Origin of the sequence: Aurantimonas manganoxydans SI85-9A1, from assembly GCF_000153465.1 — a bacterium.
In the GTDB taxonomy this organism is placed as follows: Bacteria; Pseudomonadota; Alphaproteobacteria; order Rhizobiales; family Rhizobiaceae; genus Aurantimonas; species Aurantimonas manganoxydans.
This window is the reverse complement of sequence record NZ_CH672387.1, coordinates 1,924,260-1,942,686: the sequence shown is the minus strand read 5'-3', so window position 1 is coordinate 1,942,686 and position 18,427 is coordinate 1,924,260. Positions and strand designations below refer to the sequence as shown.

Here is an 18,427-nt window from a genome sequence, read left to right as displayed (position 1 = left end):
ATCAGTCCCGATAGGTCACGGCCTTGACCGCATCGATCACGTCCTTCACCGACGGCAGCGCCAGCTTCTCGAGATTGGCCGCGTAGGGCATCGGCACGTCCTTGCCGCAGACCTTGAGGACCGGCGCGTCGAGATGATCGAAGGCGCGGACCATCAGTTCGGAGGCGATATGCTCGCCGACCGAACCCTGCGGCCAGCCTTCCTCGACGGTGACGCAGCGATTGGTCTTCTTGACCGACCGCACGACGCTGTCGATGTCCATCGGACGGATCGTGCGCAGGTCGATGACCTCCGCGTCGATGCCCTCGGCCGCCAGTTCCTCGGCTGCCTTGACCGCATAGGTCATGCCGATGCCGAAGGAGACGATGGTGACGTCCTTGCCCTTACGGTGGATGCGGGCCTTGCCGATCGGAACGGTCCAGTCATCGATCGCCGGAACCTCGAAGCTCTGGCCGTAGAGGATCTCGTTCTCGAGGAAGATGACCGGGTTCGGGTCACGGATCGCCGACTTCAGCAGGCCCTTGGCGTCGGCCGCCGTATAGGGCTGCACCACCTTCAGACCCGGAATGTGGCTGTACCACGCCGCGTAGTCCTGGCTGTGCTGGGCCGCAACGCGCGCCGCGGCGCCGTTCGGGCCGCGGAACACGATCGGGCAGCCCATCTGGCCGCCGGCCATGTACAGCGTCTTGGCCGCCGAATTGATGATCTGGTCGATCGCCTGCATGGCGAAGTTGAAGGTCATGAACTCGACGATCGGCTTCAGGCCACCGAAGGCCGCGCCGACGCCCAGACCGGCAAAGCCATGCTCGGTGATCGGCGTGTCGACGATGCGGCGCGCACCGAATTCGGCCAGCAGGCCCTGGGTGATCTTGTAGGCGCCCTCGTACTCGGCGACCTCCTCGCCCATGACGAAGACGTCGTCGTCACGGCGCAGTTCCTCGGCCATGGCGCTGCGCAGCGCCTCGCGGACCGTGGTCGACACCATCTCGGTGCCCTCGGGGATCTCCTGGCCGAACGCGCCGACCTCGTCCTCGGGCTCGGGGTGAACCTTGCCCTCGGCGGGCACCCGGCGCGCCTCCATGTCACCGCCAGAGCCGCCAGAAGACGCGGACGTTTCGGCGGCAGCCGGCGCCTCGTCGCTCTTCGCGGACTCGTCGTGCGCGGACTTCGCCGCGGTCGCGGCGCCGTCTTCCAGTGCGCTTTCGTCCTCGCCCTCGGCCAGCAGCAGGGCGATCGGGGCGTTCACCCGCACGCCTTCGGTACCGGCCGGGACCAGGATCTTGCCCAGCGTGCCTTCCTCGACGGCCTCGACTTCCATCGTCGCCTTGTCGGTCTCGATCTCGGCGATCACGTCGCCGGGCGATACGGTGTCGCCTTCCTGCTTGATCCACTTGGAGAGGTTGCCCTCCTCCATGGTCGGGGACAGGGCGGGCATCAGAATCTGAATCGGCATGGTCGGTTCCCCTACTCGGCCGCCTGCGGAAGCACGTCCGCATAGATGTCGGTCCACAGCTCGGAGACGTCCGGCTCGGGATCATTCTGGGCGAAATCGGCGGAGTCGGCGACGATCTCGCGGACCTTCTTGTCGATGTCCTTGACGTCGTCCTCGGACATGCCCTGCTCTTCCATGAGCCGGCGCTTGACCTGTTCGATCGGATCGGATTCCGACCGCATCTTCTGGACCTCGTCGCGGCTGCGATACTTGGCCGGATCGGACATGGAATGTCCGCGATAGCGATAGGTCATCATCTCGAGGATGATCGGCCCCTCACCCGAGCGGCAATGCTCGGCGGCCAGATCGCCGGCGGCCTTGACCGCCCGCACATCCATGCCGTCGACCTGGATGCCCGGAATCTTGAACGACAGGCCGCGATGGGCGAAATTCGTCTCCGCCGAAGCCCGGTTCACCGAGGTGCCCATGGCATAGCGGTTGTTCTCGATCACGTAGACGACGGGCAGCTTCCACAGCGAGGCCATGTTGAAGCTCTCATAGACCTGGCCCTGGTTGGCCGCGCCGTCACCGAAATAGGTGATCGAGATCGAATCATTGCCCTTGTAGCGATTGGAGAAGGCGAGGCCGGTGCCGATCGGCACCTGCGCGCCGACGATGCCGTGCCCGCCGAAGAATTTCTTCTCCTTCGAGAACATGTGCATCGAGCCGCCCTTGCCCTTGGAATACCCCGAGCGGCGGCCGGTGAGCTCGGCCATCACGCCCCGTGCTTCCATGCCGGTGGCCAGCATGTGGCCGTGATCGCGATAGCCGGTGACGACCTCGTCGCCCTCCTTCATCGCCATCTGCATGCCGACGACGACTGCTTCCTGACCGATATAGAGGTGGCAGAAGCCGCCGATGAAGCCCATGCCGTAAAGCTGGCCGGCCTTTTCCTCGAAGCGCCGGATGAGGAGCATGTCGCGATAGGCGCGAATCTCCTCGTCCTTGGAAAACGTTGCGGGCGCGGGCGCGTCGAAATGCTCCAGCGTCTTGACGATCTCCGCGGACGAATCCGCCATGGAAACCGCGCCGTCGCCCGAGGGGCCTGCGGCCTTCTTGGATGCGGGTGTCTTGCTCTGCCTGGCCGCCAATGCTGCCTCCGGGTCTTGATCCGCCAATTCGCGGCTACAATTCACCCCGAGTATAGATGCTCCGCACCGCCCATCAAGCGACGCCACGCGCTTTAATCGGATTCCGGTTTACTTGCTGCATCGCAGCAAATTCAACCGAGATTGCGTTTAAGTCTATGATGGGTCGTTTTCGTGCGCGCAGGCGGTCGTCAGATGCGTGAATCCGGCCCAGAATACGCCGTTAGGCGGCACTGTTGCGGCGCAGACCGGTCATCGCTGTGCAGGTGCAATATCGAACGGCTGCCTGCCTATCGCAGGATGACGATCTCTTCGGGCGTCGTCACGTTGAGCGCGCGCCGCGCCCGCTCGTCGATCATGTCGCGTTCCAGCGTCCCGTCATGCAGCAGCTGCACCCGGCGTTCGAGACGTTCGCGGCGGTCCTCGAGTTCGTCGAGCCGCGCACTCTTCACTGCGAGGTCGCGTGTCAGCTCGGCCTTCGCCTCGATGCCGTATTTGCCGCTATGGGCGTGGATCGCGAAATAGGCGAGAAAGCTGACGGTGATCGCCGGCACGATGAGGCCGCCGATCCGGCTTTGACGTTTCTGGATGGTGCGCATCGGGCCCTCCTTTTCCCGACCCTTCGCATGTTCCGCTTAAGGCCGCGTAAACCACGGCACGCGCGGTGCAATCCGCGCGTCCGGGAGGAATCGGGCGCCGATATCGAACGGCGATCTTCCGCAAACGCGCGACGGCGCTAGATGAGCCGCACCGGCGCCCATCCGCCGCGACCCACGCGAGGATACATGCATGGCTCACGAAGAGGACGACCCGAAGGCACGCCGCCACAAGGAAGAAGAGGAGGCGATGCGCCGGGCCGATCCTGAGGATTCGCTCGACAACGCGCCGTCCGAGGGCGAGACTCTGTCGGACTTCTTCGCCTTCGAGGAGATCTTTGCGCGGGTGCTGTCCACCGCCGATGACGAACTCGATGCCAACAACCGCTATCTCTTCTGGAGCGGGATCGGCGCCGGCGGCGCTCTCGGCCTGACCTTCCTCGCCCGCGTCGTCTTCACCGACGCTGCTGGCGAGGCGACACCCGGCCTGTTGGGCAATTTGCTCTACCCGGTCGGCTTCCTGATCATCGTGCTCGGCCGCTACCAGCTCTTCACCGAGAACACGCTGACGCCGGTCGTCCTCGTCCTCACCAAGCTCGCCAGCCTGCGAAACCTTCTGCGCCTGTGGGGTGTGGTTCTGGTCGCCAACATGATCGGCGCCGTCGGTGCCGCCGGGCTGCTCGCATATTTCGACGTTATGACGCCGGAGCGACTGGAAAGAGCCCTTGAGATGGGGCACGAGGCCTACGAGACCCGCTGGTTCTCGCTGTTTTCCAAGGGCGTCATCGCCGGCTGGATCGTCGCGGCCATGGTCTGGCTGGTCCATGGCGGCCGCGATACGGTGTCGAAGATCCTGTTCGTCTGGCTGCTGATGTATTTCGTCGGCGTCGGCGGCTTCTTCCACGTCATCACCTCGTCGGTGGAGGTGTTCTTCCTCAGCTTCCGGCTGGAGGAAGTCGCGTTCCTGCCGCTGTTCCCGATGTTCGTGCTGCCGGTCCTGCTCGGCAACACGATCGGCGGCGTCACCTTCGTGGCCGTCCTGAACTACTCCCAGTTCGCCGCCCACGAAGATTCGGCCCTGTTCGAGCGTTATGGCGAGCGCCTGTCCTGGCGCGAATGGATGCTGGGCGCCAGGGGACGGCCGCCCGGGGAGCGTCCCAAGGTGAGCTGACGCAAAGGGGCGGTGACCCGCTGTTCACCGCCCGGCTCTGTCGTCCCGGGCGCTCGGCCCCATGTTGGGGAGAATGGCCGTCCCGCGGCGGCATCACCGAACGCGAAGATGACATGGATGAACAGACATCGGCGAAAGCCGTCCATGATGCCGGCAAGCGCCGACATTCGAACGACGTCACCGAACAGCGGATCGAGAAGGAAGGCTCCACCCTCACCGAGGGCGAACTGCACCAGATCGACGACCGGCTGAAGCTGCGTCCGCTGGCGGTCTACGAGATCGTCCGCCAGGAGGGCGAGGACGAACTGACCCGGCCGACCGCCAGTCTCTGGTGGTCGGGCCTTGCGGCAGGGCTGTCGATCGGCTTTTCGGTCTACACGATGGCGGCGCTCAGGGCGTATCTGCCCGATGCGCCCTGGCGGTCGCTGCTGGAATCCTGGGGGTACACGGTCGGCTTCCTGATCGTCATTCTCGGCCGCCAGCAGCTCTTCACCGAGATCACCCTCAGCGCCACCCTGCCCGTCCTGGCGCGGCGACGCTGGAAGGGCGTCGTGGCCCTGGTACGGCTGTGGGCGGTGGTTCTGGCCGCCAACATGGTCGGAACGGCGGTGTTCGGGGCAGGCATCGCCTACGATGTCCTCAATGCGCCGGAGATCCGCGAGGCGGCGCTGGCCCTCTCCGCCGAGGCGATGGAGCCGGCCTTCCACTACATGCTGCTGCGCGGCATCGCGGCGGGCTGGCTGATGGCTACGGTCGTCTGGCTGCTGCCCTCGGCGGACCGGTCGGGATTCCTGGTCATCGCGCTCCTGACCTATCTGATCGCCCTCTTCCACCTCGCCCATGTGGTCGCCGGTTCGGTGGAGGCGATGGCGCTGATGTTCGCGGGCCGGATGGCGGTTCAGGACGCGCTTGTCGGCTTCTACCTGCCGGCCCTGCTCGGCAACGTTCTCGGCGGGTCTGCCCTGTTCTCGCTGATCAGCTACGGCCAGGTCGTCAACGAGCTCGATCAGCGCGGCAACTGACGACCGGACACGAAAAAGGGCGCCGGCTTTCGCCGGCGCCCTTTCTGGTTCGTTCCGTGCGCCGCCGAAGCGGCAGGCTTGTCAGCCGCGCGTGCGCAGGATCGAGCGACCGGCATAGACTGCCTGGTCGCCCAGTTCCTCTTCGATCCGCAGAAGCTGGTTGTACTTGGCGAGCCTGTCCGAACGGGCCAGCGAACCGGTCTTGATCTGCCCACAATTGGTCGCGACGGCGAGATCGGCGATGGTTGAATCCTCGGTCTCGCCCGAGCGGTGCGACATCACGGCGGTGTAGCCGGCCCGATGCGCGACACTGACCGCGTCCAGCGTCTCGGTGAGCGTGCCGATCTGGTTGACCTTGACGAGGATGGAGTTGGCGACGCCCTTGGCGATGCCGTCGCGCAGGCGCTCCGAATTGGTCACGAAGAGATCGTCGCCGACGAGTTGCACGGTGGCACCGGTCTTCTCGGTCAGCGTCTTCCAGCCGGCCCAGTCGTCCTCGGCCATGCCGTCCTCGATCGAGATGATCGGATAGGCGCCGGCGAGCTCGGCCAGATAGCCGGCCATGTCGTCCGGCGACAGCTTCCGCCCCTCGCCTTCCAGATCGTAGACGTCGTTCTTGAAGAACTCGGTAGAGGCGCAGTCGAGCGCCAGGAACATGTCCTCGCCGGGCTTGTAGCCGGCCTTCTCGATCGCCCGCATGACGAAGTCGAGGCCGTCCTTAGCCGATGCCAGACCCGGCGCGAAGCCGCCCTCGTCGCCGACATTGGTGTTGTGGCCGGCGTCCTTCAGCATCTTCTTCAGCGTGTGGAAGACTTCCGCGCCCATCCGCAGCGCATCCGAGAAGCGCTCGGCGCCGACCGGCATGATCATGAATTCCTGGAAGTCGATCGGGTTGTCGGCATGGGCGCCGCCATTGATGATGTTCATCATCGGCACGGGCAGCACATGCGCCGAGGCGCCGCCGACATAGCGGTAGAGCGGCAGAGCTGCTGCATCGGCCGCGGCCTTGGCCACCGCCAGCGACACGCCGAGGATCGCGTTGGCGCCGAGGCGGCTCTTGTTCGGGGTGCCGTCGAGCTCGCGCATGGCGGCGTCGATGCGGATCTGGTCCTCGGCCTCGTAGCCGCCGATCGCCTCGAGGATCTCGCCATTGACCGCGTCGACCGCCTTCTGGACGCCCTTGCCCATGTAGCGGCTGCCGCCGTCGCGCAGCTCGACCGCCTCATGCGCGCCCGTCGAGGCACCGGACGGCACCGCCGCGCGGGCCAGCGTGCCGTCTTCCAGGATGACGTCAACCTCGACCGTGGGATTGCCCCGGCTGTCGAGAATTTCGCGTCCGATGATGTCGATGATCGCGGTCATGCGGGGTGCCTCCAAGTGTGGTTCTGCCAGCCTTCTAGACCAGGCATGTGACGGATTGAACTGATTCTGGCCGCGGTCGGCGGCGATGGCGCTGACGGCCCTGCCGACGCTCCGGCATGCATTGGTTCAGTCGAAGCCCTTGGCAACCGCATCCAGCGCCTGCAGGCGCTTCAGGAGTTCCGGCATGCGGTCCAGCGGCACCATGTTGGGGCCGTCCGACGGCGCGTTGTCCGGGTCCTCGTGGGTCTCGATGAACAGGCCGGCGACGCCGACCGCGACGGCGGCCCGCGACAGCGTCTCGACGAAGCGGCGCTCGCCGCCCGACGACCCGCCCTGTCCGCCCGGCTGCTGCACGGAGTGGGTGGCGTCGAAGACAACCGGCGCGCCCATCCCGGCCATGATCGGCAGGGCGCGGAAATCGGAAACCAGCGTGTTGTAGCCGAAGGACGCGCCGCGTTCGGTCAGGAGCACGTTGGGATTGCCGCTCTCGGTGACCTTGGCGAGCACGTTGCTCATGTCCCAGGGCGCCAGGAACTGGCCCTTCTTGATGTTGACCACCCGGCCTGTGCCCGCCGCCGCGATCAGAAGGTCGGTCTGCCGGCAAAGAAACGCCGGAATCTGCAGGATGTCGCAGACCGTTCCCGCTTCGCGGCACTGTTCCTCGGTGTGGACGTCGGTCAGCACCGGCAGGTCGAAGGTCCGCGCCACTTCCTCGAAGACCGGCAGCGCGTCGGCCAGCCCGATGCCGCGCCGGCCCTGCAGGCTGGTGCGATTCGCCTTGTCGAAGCTCGCCTTGAAGACGTAGCCGATGCCCAGATCGTCGGTGATCCGCTTCATCTTCTCCGCGATCATCATCGCGTGGTCGCGGCTCTCCATCTGGCATGGGCCGGCGATCAGCGCGAAGGGCCGGTAATTGTCGAACACGGTGTTGCGAGCCGCGACGGTGCCGTTGGGCGCTGTCATGATGGTCTCTCCTCGAAGGCGATGAAGGGTGTGCTGGCGGAACCGAGCGTGGCGACGATCCGTCCGTCCCGCTCCGTCACGCCATCCGGCGCAAGTGCGGCGCGGGCTTGATCGAGATCCGTAACCGCCAGGACCATCCCGGCGAGCCGCAGCCGATCGTCAACGGCCGCAGCGCCATACCGGGCCTGCGCAAGGGAGGGCGTCAGGAACTCCAGAACGACATTCGCCGAGGCCAGTGTCGCGCCGCCACTGCCGTCGCTTGTCAGCGCCGATCCAGTAATCGTCTCCAGAAGCCGGCGCGTCTCCTCATCGACCGTCCCGACGAGGACGATGCGCAGGAGACCCTTGGCCCCATTGGCATGGCGTGCCAGCGCCGAGCGATCCGGAGCGACGCTGTGGCGAGCCTCGCAGAAGAACAGCGACGCGACGAATCCGGGCAGCAGGCGGGCGAAGGCCAGGCGAAACGACAAGGTCGCCCCGGCACCGTCGCTTTGTCGGAACGTACGGGAGAAATCGACGGTCGCCGGTTCGCCGAGATCCTGCGCCGTCAGCGCGTCGCGATCGCCCAGCGCATCCGCCGACCGGAATGCGAGGCCGGAAAAGCCCGGCAGGTCCTGTTCAGCCCGGAACGCAGCATCCCGCGCGACGAAGAAATTCCCGGCCGCCAGCGCTTCGGCCTGTGCCGCCGCGTCCACGACCGCCAGCGGTTCGAGATAGACGCCGTCGGCGAGAAACACGCAGGCATTGCCGGTGCCGAAGGGATGGACAGCATCCGGTGCGACGGTGAAGCGGAGCGCGCCCAGCCGTTCACGGGCCGTGACGAGGTCATCGAAGGACAGGACGAGATGATCGATCGCGCGCATGGTCACGGCCTATTCGATCTCCCCCGGCATTTCCAGATGCGCGGCGCCCAGCCTGGCCGGGCCCGCATGCCGGACATCGCCAGCGACCGGCATTCCCCGAAGGGCGGCTTGCTCATCACGGGGACGCAGCCGCACCGGGCCGGCACGGCTGCAGAGGCCTAGACCAGCCGCGAACGCTCGACGGCGGCGGCGATGAAGCTGGCGAACAGCGGATGCGGCTCGAACGGGCGCGACTTCAGCTCCGGATGGTACTGCACCCCGATGAACCAAGGATGGTCGGCCAGTTCGACCGTCTCCGGCAGAAGGCCGTCCGGCGACATGCCCGCAAAGCTCATGCCGACGGCCTCCAGCGGCTCGCGATAGGCGCGGTTGACCTCGTAGCGGTGGCGATGGCGCTCCTCGATGGTGGTGTCGCCATAGATCTCGGCGATCTTCGAGCCTTCCTTGAGGCTCGCCGCATAGGCGCCGAGGCGCATGGTGCCGCCGAGGTCGCCCTTCTTGGCGCGCTGCTCCAACTCGTTGCCCTTCAGCCATTCGGTCATCAAGCCGACGACGGCTTCCTCGGGATCGCCGAATTCAGTCGAGCCGGCCTTCTCGATGCCGGCCAGCGAACGGGCCGCCTCGATCACCGCCATCTGCATGCCGAAGCAGATGCCGAAATACGGCACGTTGCGCTCACGCGCGAACTTGGCCGCGAGGATCTTGCCCTCCGAGCCGCGCTCACCGAAGCCGCCGGGCACCAGAATGCCGTTCACCCGCTCCAGATACGGCGTCGGGTCCTCCTGCTCGAAGACCTCCGATTCGATCCAGTCGAGCTTGACGCGCACCTTGTTGGCGATGCCGCCATGCTGCAGCGCCTCGATCAGCGATTTGTAGGCGTCCTTGAGGCCGGTATATTTGCCGACGATGGCGATGGTCACCTCGCCCTCGGGATGGCGAATGCCGTCCGTCACCTGGTGCCAGAGCTGGAGCTGCGGCTTGGGCGCCGGATCGATGCCGAAGGCGGCCAGCACCTCGGTGTCGAGACCTTCATGATGATAGGCGATCGGCACATCGTAGATCGTCGCGACGTCCAGCGCCTGGATGACCGCCGTTTCCCGGACATTGCAGAACAGGCTCATCTTGCGGCGCTCTTCCGCCGGCACCTGCCGGTCGGCGCGCACCAGCAGGATGTCCGGCTGAATGCCGATGGCGCGCAGTTCGCGCACCGAATGCTGCGTGGGCTTGGTCTTCAGTTCGCCGGCCGTCGGAATGTACGGCATCAGCGTCAGATGGACGTAGATCGCGCCGCCCCGCGGCAGGTCGTTGCCAAGCTGGCGGATCGCCTCGAAGAACGGCAGCGCCTCGATGTCGCCGACCGTGCCGCCGATCTCGCAGAGGACGAAATCGAAATCCTCGTTCCCGTCGAGAACGAATTCCTTGATGGCGTCGGTGACGTGCGGGATGACCTGAACCGTTGCGCCGAGATAGTCGCCGCGGCGCTCCTTCGCGATGATCTCCTGATAGATCCGCCCGGTGGTGATGTTGTCCATCCGGTTGGCCGAGCGGCCGGTGAAGCGCTCGTAATGGCCGAGATCCAGATCGGTCTCGGCACCGTCGTCAGTGACGAACACCTCGCCGTGCTGCGTCGGGCTCATCGTGCCCGGATCGACGTTGAGATAGGGGTCGAGCTTCCGCAGCCGCACGCGATAACCGCGTGCCTGCAGGAGTGCACCGAGTGCGGCCGATGCAATGCCCTTGCCGAGAGAAGAGACCACGCCGCCGGTGATGAAGATATATCGCGCCATGGGCCTTCCCGATATCGCGGCGGAGATGATTCCGCCAGTCACTTTTTACACATGCGAAAAACCAGCGGGGCACCCGAAGGTGCCCCGCCGATGACGTTCAATGGGCGAACGAAGCGCTACTGGCCGTTCTGCGGCGCGGCCGGCTCGTCGGACGGTCGCGTCGTGCCTGCGGCCGGCTCCTCGACGGGCGGAACGGTCGGCGCGTCTTCGACGCCCGGTGCATCCTCGGCCGGGTTGGTAGGAATTTCCTCGACAGGTGCTGCCTCGGTGGCCGGTGCGGGAACTTCCTCGGCCGCCGGTGCCGGCTGCGCCGGAGCCGCGGTGGTCTCGCCGGTCGGGGCCGCCGGTGCCTCGTCGGGCAGCGACGGAGCCGCGCTCGGTGCGTCGGCGGCGACCGGTGCCGTCTCGGTCGCGGCGCCGCCAGCGGGAGCCTGCGGCTGCTCGGGAAGACCGCCCAGCTGATCCAGGAGGCTGCCGCCCTGATCGCTGCCGTCACCGGCCGGCGCGCTCTGGTCGCTCTGATTGGCCGGCAGGCGGTCCAGGATGTCGGTCGGCTGGGCGCCGTAGCGGGCCAGGATGCCGAGGGACAGCGAGGTGACGAAGAACGCCGCCGCCAGGATGCCGGTCGTGCGGGTCAGCGCATTGGCGGCACCGCGGGCTGACATCATGCCGCCGCCACCGCCACCGATGCCAAGCGCACCGCCTTCGGAGCGCTGCAACAGAACGACGACGACGAGCGTCACGACGATCATCAAGTGGATGATGATAAGAATGGTTTCCATGGAACTTTCGCAACGCGTCTATTCGATAATTGCGCGCCTTCTACAGAAGCGACGCCCGCTTTCCAACCGTATTCGGCATTTGCGGGCGATTGGGCGCGCGGCCCGTGTCGTTCCGGTCAGGCTGTCGGCGACGCCTGACATATCGCGATGAAGTCCGACGCCTTCAAGCTGGCTCCGCCGACAAGGGCTCCGTCGACATTGTCGATCGCCAGGAGTTCGGCCGCATTGCCAGGTTTCACCGACCCGCCATACAGGATGCGGACGCCGTTTCCGGCGTCGCCGAAACGCTCGACCAGCGTCCGGCGGATGAAGTCGTGGATGTGCCGCACATCGTCTGCCGTCGGCGTCTTGCCGGTGCCGATCGCCCAGACCGGCTCGTAAGCGACGACGACCCGGTTGCCGTCCATGTCGTCCGGCAGCGAGCTGGCCAGTTGCCGCGCTAGGACGTCGATCGTCGCGTCGGCATCGCGTTCCGCTTCGGTCTCGCCGATGCAGATCACCGCGATCAGGCCGGCGGCCATCGCCGCCTCGGCCTTGGCGCGGACCAGTTCGTCGCTCTCGCCGTGATCGGCGCGGCGCTCGGAATGGCCGACGATCACGTAACGCGCGCCGACATCCTTCAGCATGGCGGCGGAAATGTCGCCGGTATGGGCGCCGCTTTCGGCCGAATGGCAATCCTGCCCGCCCACGGCGACATGATTGCCGAGAATGCCGAAGCTCGCCGACAGCATCGTGGCCGGCGGGCAGATCAGGATGTCGCGGCCCTGGTTGAGACCCGCGCCGGCGGCTTCGGCCAGCGTCTGCAGCTCACCCAGCTCCTTCAGGAGCCCGTTCATCTTCCAGTTTCCGGCAATCAGCGGCGTCGGTGCCATCGTGTTTCCTCAGCTCTTTGTCAGGCGCCCAGGGCCCGGCGCGGACCTTACGCATCGAAGGGCGTAAATCAATCGTGCGGGTCGCTTGCGTCCGACGGGCCCGGTTTCCTAAAAGGCACGGAACAGAATGCCCAGGATCGCCTCTCGCGCGGCGATCCTTGTCGGGCGAACGGGAGACCATCATGCTCAACACGCTCCGCGGCAGCATTTCCGGCTGGACGGCCAAGATCCTGCTCGGCCTTCTCGTGCTCAGCTTTGCCGTCTGGGGCATCGGCGACGTCTTTCGCGGCGGGGTGGCGAATGCCGTGCTGACCGCTGGCGAGACCGAAGTGTCGCTGCAGGACTATGCACTGGCGTACAACCGGGCTCAATCCCGCCTCGCCCAGCAGATCGGCCGCCGGCCCACCGCCGAGGAAGCCGAGATGTTTGGCGTCGGCCAGTCCGTCATCAGCCAACTCGTCGCCGGCGCCGTCCTCGACGAACAGGGACGTCGCATCGATCTCGGCCTGTCGCAGGACCGCCTTGCCCAGGTCATCGCCGAGGACCCGACCTTCCAGGATGCCTCGGGCAATTTCTCCCGCGCCCAGTTCCAGAATGCGCTCTACAACGCCCGGATCAGCGAGACCGATTACATTCGCGGCCAGGAGAACCAGGCGGTGCGCAGCCAGATCGTCGACGCGGTCTCCGAAGGCATCGCCATTCCCGACGCCTTCTCCACGGCGCTCGGTCTCTACAATGGCGAGCGGCGCACGATCGAGTATGTGACGCTGACCCCCGCCACCATTCCTCCCGTCGCCGACCCGTCGGACGAGGTTCTGACGACCTATTTCCAGGAAAATATCGAGACCTACGCCGCGCCGGAATATCGCTCGGTGGCCTACGCGGTGCTGACGCCCGAGGCGATGGCGGACCCGACGACGATCACCGACGAGGCGGTCGCGGCGGATTACGAGCAGTACAAGGAGCGCTACACCACTGCCGAGCAGCGCCGGGTGCAGCAGATCGCCTTCCCCGACGAGGCGGCTGCGCAAGCTGGCAAGGCCAAGCTCGAAGCGGGCACCAGCTTTGCCGATGTCGCGAGCGAGGCCGGCCGCAGCCCGACCGATATCGACCTCGGCCTCGTCACCCGGTCGCAGATCCCCGATGCGACGGTCGCCGAGGCGGCCTTCTCCCTCGCCGAGGGCGACGTGTCGGACGTGGTCAGCGGCGCCTTCGGCCCGGTGCTCCTGCAGGTTACCGAAATCCAGCCGGAAACCGTGCAGACGCTGGAAGAGGTCTCCGACGAGATTCGCTCCGCACTGGCACTCGTGGCGGCCAGCGATACGGCCAACAGCGCCTACAACGCCTTCGAGGATGCCCGCGCCGGCGGCGCGACCTTCGCCGAAGGGGCGCAGAGTGCCGGTCTGACGGTGCAGACGATCCCGGCCGTCGACCGCGAGGGCAACGGTCCGGACGGCCAGCCCGTCGCCGAACAGCCGTCGGCGCAGGAATTCCTGCCCGGCGTCTTCGAGACCGAGCCCGGCCTCGACAATGTGCCGATCAACTTCCAGTCCAACGGCTACGTCTTCTATGACGTGATCAGCATCGACCCCGCCCGCGACCGTACCCTCGACGAGGTGCGCGACCGGGTACTGGCCGACTGGAAGGCCGCCGAGACGGACAGGCAGCTCGCCGAGCGCGCCGAGCAGATGAAGACCGAGCTGCAGGCCGGCCGGAGCATGGCGGATGCTGCGGCCGCGGCCGGCGCCGAAGCCCGCACGGCAGCGGCGGTCTCGCGCCAGTCCGGCGTGTCGGAACTCGGCCAGGCCGGCGTGAACGCGGCGTTCTCCGGCGGAACCGGCACGGTCGCCACGGCGGCCGGTCGCGAGGCCGGCTCGCAGATCGTCCTGCGCGTCGTCGAGGTTGCGCCCCCGGCGGACCCGGCGGCCAACGTCGCCGCCAACGAGCGCAGCCAGATGACCGGCATGCTCGAGAACGACATTCTGGAGACCTATGTGTCGCTGCTCCAGAACGACACCGCCATCGCCGTTCACCCGGCGGGCATCGAGCGGGCGAAGGCCCTGATCCGTTGAGCCAGAGCCTGAAACCCTTCATCGCCAAGGTCGCGGCGGGCGAGACGCTGGACCGTGCCGAGGCCGGCGAGGCCTTTTCGGTCATGATGTCCGGCGAAGCGACGCCGTCGCAGATCGGCGGCTTCCTGATGGCGCTGCGCGTGCGCGGCGAAACCGTCGACGAGATGGCCGGCGCGGTGGATGTCATGCGCGCCAACATGTTGCGGGTCGAGGCGCCGGCGGGGGCCGTCGACATCGTCGGCACCGGCGGCGATCACGCTGGCACGCTGAACGTGTCCACCTGCTCGGCCTTCGTTCTGGCCGGCTGCGGCCTCGTCGTCGCCAAGCACGGCAACCGCGCCCTGTCGTCGAAATCCGGCGCGGCCGATGTCCTGATGGCGCTCGGGGTCAATGTCGACCTGAAGCCGGACGCCATTTCGCGGGCCCTCGCGGACGCCGGCATCTGTTTCATGTTCGCGCCGACCCACCACGCCGCCATGCGGTTCGTCGGGCCGAGCCGCGTCGAGCTCGGCACCCGCACGATCTTCAACCTGCTCGGACCGATGTCCAACCCGGCCGGTGTCGGCAAGCTGCTGTTGGGCTCGTTCTCGCGTGAATGGCTGGTGCCGATGGCCGAGACGCTGCGCGCGCTCGGCACCGAATCCGCCTGGCTCGTCCATGGCGAGGGTCTGGACGAGATGACGGTCTGCGGCACGACCGAAGTCGCGGCGCTCGAGAATGGCGAGATCCGCCAGTTCGCCATCGAGCCGGAGGATGTCGGCCTGCGCCGCTGGCCGCTGGCCGACATCAAAGGCGGCGACGCCGCGACCAACGCGACCGCCTTGCGCGGCGTTCTCGACGGGTCCGACAACGCCTATCGCGAGATCGTCCTCCTCAACGCGGCCGGCGCACTGGTCATGTCGGGCCATTCGGCCGATCTGCGCGAAGGCATCGCCAAGGCGGCCGACGCCATCGACAGCGGCCGCGCCCGCGCCGCGCTGGAGCGGCTTGCGGCGGTCACCCAGGCAATTGCGGGGGAAACCAAATGAGCGACATCCTGCAGCGGATCGAAGCTTACAAGCGCGAGGAGATCGCCGCCGCCAAGGGGCGGATCTCGCAGGCGGATCTCGAAGGGCAGTTCGCGTCCGTCGAGCCGCCGCGCGGCTTTGCGGCGGCGCTCGGCGCGCGTCATAGCGCAGGCGAGTTTGCGCTCATCGCCGAAGTGAAGAAGGCAAGTCCGTCCAAGGGCCTGATCCGCGAGGATTTCGATCCGCCCGCCCTCGCTGCCGCCTATGAACGCGGCGGCGCCGCCTGTCTCAGCGTCCTCACCGATGCGCCGTCCTTTCAGGGCGATCCGTCCTTCCTGACGGCGGCGCGCGCGGCGACGAGCCTGCCCGCGCTACGCAAGGATTTTCTCTACGACACCTATCAGGTGACCGAGGCCCGGGCCTGGGGCGCCGACGCCATCCTGATCATCATGGCCGCTGTCGACGACGCGCTCGCCCGCGACCTCGAAGCCGCGGCCGTCGCCTATGGCCTGGATGTGCTGGTCGAGGTGCATGACGAGGCCGAGACCGAGCGGGCGCTTGCCCTCGCCTCGCCGCTTCTGGGCATCAACAACCGCAATCTGCGCACCTTCGAGACTTCGCTGGACACCGCCGAGCGGCTCGCCGCCCTCGTGCCCGACGATCGCGTCCTGGTCGGTGAAAGCGGCATCTTCACCCATGCCGACTGCCAGCGCCTCGCCGGACACGGCATCCGCACCTTCCTCGTCGGCGAGAGCCTGATGCGTCAGGACGATGTCGAGGCGGCGACGCGGGCGCTGATCGGCGGCGATCCTGCCGTCACGGTGCCCGCATGAGCAATCCGCGCGATGCCACGCTGACGCATCTCGACGCCACCGGCGCCGCGTCGATGGTTGATGTCGGCGACAAGGACCGCACGCGCCGCGTCGCCGAGGCCGAAGGCTTCGTGATGATGGAGCCGGCAACGCTTGACCTGATCCTGGCCGGCGAGGCCAAGAAGGGCGACGTCATCGGCATTGCCCGCATCGCCGGCATCATGGGCGCCAAAAAGACCCACGAGCTGATCCCGCTCTGCCATCCGCTGATGCTGGAGAAGATCGGTGTCGAGATCGCCGCCGAGCCCGCATTGCCCGGCCTGCGGGTCACGGCGACGGCGCGCGTCGGCGGCAAGACCGGCGTGGAAATGGAAGCGCTGATGGCCGTTTCGGTCGCCTGCCTCACCATCTACGACATGGCCAAGGCGGTCGACCGCTCCATGACCATCAGCGGCATCCGCCTTCTGGCGAAATCCGGCGGCCGCTCCGGCGACTGGTCGGCGGACGCCGCGTCGTGAGTCTCATCCCCGTCGAGGAGGCCTATCGTCTCCTCGTCGAGGACGCCCGCCCCCTTGCCCGAACCGAGACTCTGCCCCTGCGCGACGCCTCGGGCCGCATTCTGGCTGCGAACCTTGCCTCGCTGCGCACCCAGCCGGCCTTCGACGCCTCCGCCATGGACGGCTACGCGGTCCGCGCCGCCGACCTTGGGGACAAAGCGCCCTTCCCCTCGCTGCGGCTCGTCGGCGAATCGGCCGCCGGCCACGCCTTTGAAGGCACGCTGCAGCCGGGCGAGACCATCCGCATCTCCACCGGGGCGCCGGTTCCCACTGGCGCCGACGCCATCCTGATCCAGGAGAATGCCGACCGCCGGGACGGCACCGTCACGGCGACGGCGCCGGTCGCCGTCGGCCAGCACATCCGTCCGGCGGGAATCGATTTTGCGGCGGGCACGCCGCTTCTGACCGCCGGCACCGTGCTCACCCCGGGCGCCATCGCGCTCGCCGCCAGTGGCGGCCATCCGGCGATCCCGGTTCGCAGCCGGCCCCGTGTGGCGATCCTGGCGACCGGCGACGAACTCGTCCTGCCCGGAGAGGCCATCGGCCCCTCGCAGATTGTCGCTTCCAACACCTTCGGTGTCGCCGCGCTGGTGCGCGAGGCCGGCGGCCTGCCGCTGAATTGCGGGATCGCGCCCGACCGGGAAGCCGCCATCGATGCCCAGCTGACGCAGGCGATCACTGAGGGCGCCGACATCTTCGTCACCATCGGCGGCGCATCGGTCGGCGACCACGATCTCGTCGGCAAGGTGTTCGCCGCCCATGGCGTCTCCCTCGACTTCTGGAAGGTGGCGATGCGTCCCGGCAAGCCGCTGATGGCTGGCAGGCTGGGCGACATGCGGGTCGTCGGCCTGCCGGGCAATCCGGCCTCCTCCATGGTCGCCGCGACCCTGTTCCTCGGCCCGCTGGTCCGGCGCCTCGCGGGCCGTCCCGCGCGTCCGCTCTACCGCCGGGGCGTTCTCGCCGCGCCGATGCCGGACAATGGCGACCGCACGGATTTCGTGCGTGCACGGATCGAGCCGGACGGCGCCGGCCTGCCCCGCATCGTGCCGTTGTCGAGACAGGATTCCTCGCTGCTGTCGATCTATGCCGCGGCCGATGCGCTGCTCGTGCGCCCGGTCGCAGCCGCACCGGCCGAAGCGGGCGATCCCTGCGATTACGTCCCCCTGACGACGCTGGAGCCACTTGCGGAACACAACTAGAACAGATAGGTTTGTTCAGGTTTTGTTTTGAGGAGTCGCCCGGATGCTGACGCGCAAGCAGCACGATCTTCTGGTCTTCGTGAACGATCGGGTGCGCGAGACTGGTGTGCCCCCGTCCTTCGATGAAATGAAGGACGCGCTGGATCTGCGGTCCAAGTCCGGCATTCACCGCCTGATCACCGCGCTCGAGGAACGGGGCTTCATCCGCCGCCTGCCCAATCGTGCCCGCGCACTGGAAATCCTGAAACTTCCTGAATCGATCCAGGGCAACCGCCCGGCCCCCGTCGGGCGCACCGGCTTCAAGCCGAGTGTGATCGAAGGCAGTCGCGACACCGCCCGTCCAGCCCCTGCGTCGCAGCCGTCGCCGGCCAAGGCGTCCGCCTCGACGGCCATTCCGGTCATGGGGCGCATCGCCGCCGGCGTGCCGATCTCGGCCATCCAGCACAACACCCATTCCATCGTCGTTCCGCCGGACATGCTGGGCAGCGGCGAGCACTACGCCCTCGAAGTGAAGGGCGATTCAATGATCGAGGCGGGCATTCTCGACGGTGACACCGTGGTCATCCGCCGGGGCGACACGGCGACGCCGGGCGAGATCGTGGTCGCGCTCGTCGACGACGAAGAAGCGACCCTGAAGCGCTTCCGCCGTCGCGGCGATACCATCGCGCTGGAGGCGGCCAACCCGGCCTACGAAACCCGGATCTTCGGCTCGGACCGGGTCAAGGTCCAGGGCAAGCTGATCGGCCTGATCCGCCGCTACTGACCGCTTCCAACGGAACGCG

16 protein-coding genes and 1 pseudogene are annotated in these 18,427 nt (G+C 67.2%); 8 read left to right on the top strand and 9 right to left on the bottom strand.

Annotated elements, in window-relative coordinates:
- Window position 1: 1 nt before the first annotated feature.
- The 3 genes from SI859A1_RS09180 to SI859A1_RS09170 all read right to left on the bottom strand — a co-directional run bounded on the left by SI859A1_RS09180 (window position 2) and on the right by SI859A1_RS09170 (window position 3,179).
- Window positions 2-1,453 carry a pyruvate dehydrogenase complex E1 component subunit beta gene (locus tag SI859A1_RS09180; protein ID WP_009209512.1) on the bottom strand — a complete coding sequence of 484 codons (1,452 nt, stop codon included), beginning with the start codon at window positions 1,451-1,453 and terminating at the stop codon, window positions 2-4.
- An 11-nt stretch (window positions 1,454-1,464) separates the two neighbouring features.
- Window positions 1,465-2,583: a pyruvate dehydrogenase (acetyl-transferring) E1 component subunit alpha gene (pdhA, locus tag SI859A1_RS09175; RefSeq protein ID WP_040325619.1), complete on the bottom strand. Its 1,119-nt coding sequence runs from the start codon at window positions 2,581-2,583 to the stop codon at window positions 1,465-1,467.
- Window positions 2,584-2,870: 287 nt separating this feature from the next.
- The gene (locus SI859A1_RS09170; RefSeq protein ID WP_040325618.1) at window positions 2,871-3,179 is read right to left on the bottom strand and encodes an FtsB family cell division protein; all 309 of its coding nucleotides are present in this window, start codon (window positions 3,177-3,179) and stop codon (window positions 2,871-2,873) included.
- A gap of 190 nt (window positions 3,180-3,369) precedes the next feature.
- Between SI859A1_RS09170 and SI859A1_RS09165 the strand changes: the two genes are divergently transcribed.
- Window positions 3,370-4,347 (top strand): formate/nitrite transporter family protein, encoded by a 978-nt coding sequence (locus SI859A1_RS09165; protein WP_148233788.1) that lies wholly within the window; start codon window positions 3,370-3,372, stop codon window positions 4,345-4,347.
- Between the two features lie 113 nt (window positions 4,348-4,460).
- Window positions 4,461-5,369, top strand: coding sequence for a formate/nitrite transporter family protein (locus tag SI859A1_RS09160; RefSeq protein WP_009209508.1), 909 nt, complete (start codon window positions 4,461-4,463; stop codon window positions 5,367-5,369).
- A gap of 81 nt (window positions 5,370-5,450) precedes the next feature.
- On the opposite strand, the gene eno is transcribed toward SI859A1_RS09160, so the two are convergent.
- The 6 genes and pseudogenes from eno to tpiA all read right to left on the bottom strand — a co-directional run bounded on the left by eno (window position 5,451) and on the right by tpiA (window position 11,998).
- Window positions 5,451-6,731 (bottom strand): phosphopyruvate hydratase, encoded by a 1,281-nt coding sequence (eno, locus tag SI859A1_RS09155; RefSeq protein WP_009209507.1) that lies wholly within the window; start codon window positions 6,729-6,731, stop codon window positions 5,451-5,453.
- Between the two features lie 126 nt (window positions 6,732-6,857).
- Window positions 6,858-7,694: a 3-deoxy-8-phosphooctulonate synthase gene (kdsA, locus tag SI859A1_RS09150; RefSeq protein WP_009209506.1), complete on the bottom strand. Its 837-nt coding sequence runs from the start codon at window positions 7,692-7,694 to the stop codon at window positions 6,858-6,860.
- Window positions 7,691-8,557, bottom strand: a complete 867-nt coding sequence (locus SI859A1_RS09145; protein ID WP_050767494.1) for a VOC family protein — start codon at window positions 8,555-8,557, stop codon at window positions 7,691-7,693. The genes kdsA and SI859A1_RS09145 overlap by 4 nt, the downstream gene beginning before the upstream one ends.
- A 158-nt stretch (window positions 8,558-8,715) precedes the next feature.
- On the bottom strand, window positions 8,716-10,344 hold the full coding sequence (locus SI859A1_RS09135; protein ID WP_009209504.1) for a CTP synthase: 1,629 nt from the start codon (window positions 10,342-10,344) through the stop codon (window positions 8,716-8,718).
- Between the two features lie 287 nt (window positions 10,345-10,631).
- Window positions 10,632-11,126 (bottom strand): annotated as a pseudogene (gene secG / locus SI859A1_RS20325) (preprotein translocase subunit SecG); the annotation flags it as partial.
- Window positions 11,127-11,242: 116 nt separating this feature from the next.
- Complete coding sequence (tpiA, locus tag SI859A1_RS09125) at window positions 11,243-11,998, bottom strand: triose-phosphate isomerase (RefSeq protein ID WP_009209502.1); 756 nt, start codon at window positions 11,996-11,998, stop codon at window positions 11,243-11,245.
- Between the two features lie 182 nt (window positions 11,999-12,180).
- Here tpiA and SI859A1_RS09120 point away from each other — a divergent pair, with 182 nt between their 5' ends.
- The 6 genes from SI859A1_RS09120 to lexA are packed head-to-tail and all read left to right on the top strand — an operon-like array spanning window position 12,181 to window position 18,408.
- The gene (locus SI859A1_RS09120; protein ID WP_009209501.1) at window positions 12,181-14,070 is read left to right on the top strand and encodes a peptidyl-prolyl cis-trans isomerase; all 1,890 of its coding nucleotides are present in this window, start codon (window positions 12,181-12,183) and stop codon (window positions 14,068-14,070) included.
- The gene (gene trpD / locus SI859A1_RS09115; protein WP_009209500.1) at window positions 14,067-15,098 is read left to right on the top strand and encodes an anthranilate phosphoribosyltransferase; all 1,032 of its coding nucleotides are present in this window, start codon (window positions 14,067-14,069) and stop codon (window positions 15,096-15,098) included. Before SI859A1_RS09120 ends, trpD begins: the two co-directional genes overlap by 4 nt.
- On the top strand, window positions 15,095-15,910 hold the full coding sequence (gene trpC, locus SI859A1_RS09110) for an indole-3-glycerol phosphate synthase TrpC (RefSeq protein WP_009209499.1): 816 nt from the start codon (window positions 15,095-15,097) through the stop codon (window positions 15,908-15,910). Before trpD ends, trpC begins: the two co-directional genes overlap by 4 nt.
- Window positions 15,907-16,407: a cyclic pyranopterin monophosphate synthase MoaC gene (moaC, locus tag SI859A1_RS09105; protein WP_009209498.1), complete on the top strand. Its 501-nt coding sequence runs from the start codon at window positions 15,907-15,909 to the stop codon at window positions 16,405-16,407. Before trpC ends, moaC begins: the two co-directional genes overlap by 4 nt.
- Window positions 16,404-17,645 carry a molybdopterin molybdotransferase MoeA gene (locus tag SI859A1_RS09100; RefSeq protein ID WP_009209497.1) on the top strand — a complete coding sequence of 414 codons (1,242 nt, stop codon included), beginning with the start codon at window positions 16,404-16,406 and terminating at the stop codon, window positions 17,643-17,645. The genes moaC and SI859A1_RS09100 overlap by 4 nt, the downstream gene beginning before the upstream one ends.
- 43 nt (window positions 17,646-17,688) lie before the next feature.
- Window positions 17,689-18,408, top strand: a complete 720-nt coding sequence (gene lexA, locus SI859A1_RS09095) for a transcriptional repressor LexA (protein ID WP_009209496.1) — start codon at window positions 17,689-17,691, stop codon at window positions 18,406-18,408.
- The last annotated feature ends 19 nt before the right edge of the window (window positions 18,409-18,427 follow it).

What these genes read in the sequence shown, in the direction of transcription:
- SI859A1_RS09180 (WP_009209512.1), bottom strand. Translation starts at nt 1,453, where the DNA reads ATGCCGATTCAGATTCTGATGCCCGCCCTGTCCCCGACCATGGAGGAG.
- SI859A1_RS09170 (WP_040325618.1), bottom strand. Translation starts at nt 3,179, where the DNA reads ATGCGCACCATCCAGAAACGTCAAAGCCGGATCGGCGGCCTCATCGTG.
- SI859A1_RS09165 (WP_148233788.1), top strand. Translation starts at nt 3,370, where the DNA reads ATGGCTCACGAAGAGGACGACCCGAAGGCACGCCGCCACAAGGAAGAA.
- SI859A1_RS09160 (WP_009209508.1), top strand. Translation starts at nt 4,461, where the DNA reads ATGGATGAACAGACATCGGCGAAAGCCGTCCATGATGCCGGCAAGCGC.
- eno (WP_009209507.1), bottom strand. Translation starts at nt 6,731, where the DNA reads ATGACCGCGATCATCGACATCATCGGACGCGAAATTCTCGACAGCCGG.
- kdsA (WP_009209506.1), bottom strand. Translation starts at nt 7,694, where the DNA reads ATGACAGCGCCCAACGGCACCGTCGCGGCTCGCAACACCGTGTTCGAC.
- SI859A1_RS09145 (WP_050767494.1), bottom strand. Translation starts at nt 8,557, where the DNA reads ATGCGCGCGATCGATCATCTCGTCCTGTCCTTCGATGACCTCGTCACG.
- SI859A1_RS09135 (WP_009209504.1), bottom strand. Translation starts at nt 10,344, where the DNA reads ATGGCGCGATATATCTTCATCACCGGCGGCGTGGTCTCTTCTCTCGGC.
- tpiA (WP_009209502.1), bottom strand. Translation starts at nt 11,998, where the DNA reads ATGGCACCGACGCCGCTGATTGCCGGAAACTGGAAGATGAACGGGCTC.
- SI859A1_RS09120 (WP_009209501.1), top strand. Translation starts at nt 12,181, where the DNA reads ATGCTCAACACGCTCCGCGGCAGCATTTCCGGCTGGACGGCCAAGATC.
- trpC (WP_009209499.1), top strand. Translation starts at nt 15,095, where the DNA reads ATGAGCGACATCCTGCAGCGGATCGAAGCTTACAAGCGCGAGGAGATC.
- moaC (WP_009209498.1), top strand. Translation starts at nt 15,907, where the DNA reads ATGAGCAATCCGCGCGATGCCACGCTGACGCATCTCGACGCCACCGGC.
- lexA (WP_009209496.1), top strand. Translation starts at nt 17,689, where the DNA reads ATGCTGACGCGCAAGCAGCACGATCTTCTGGTCTTCGTGAACGATCGG.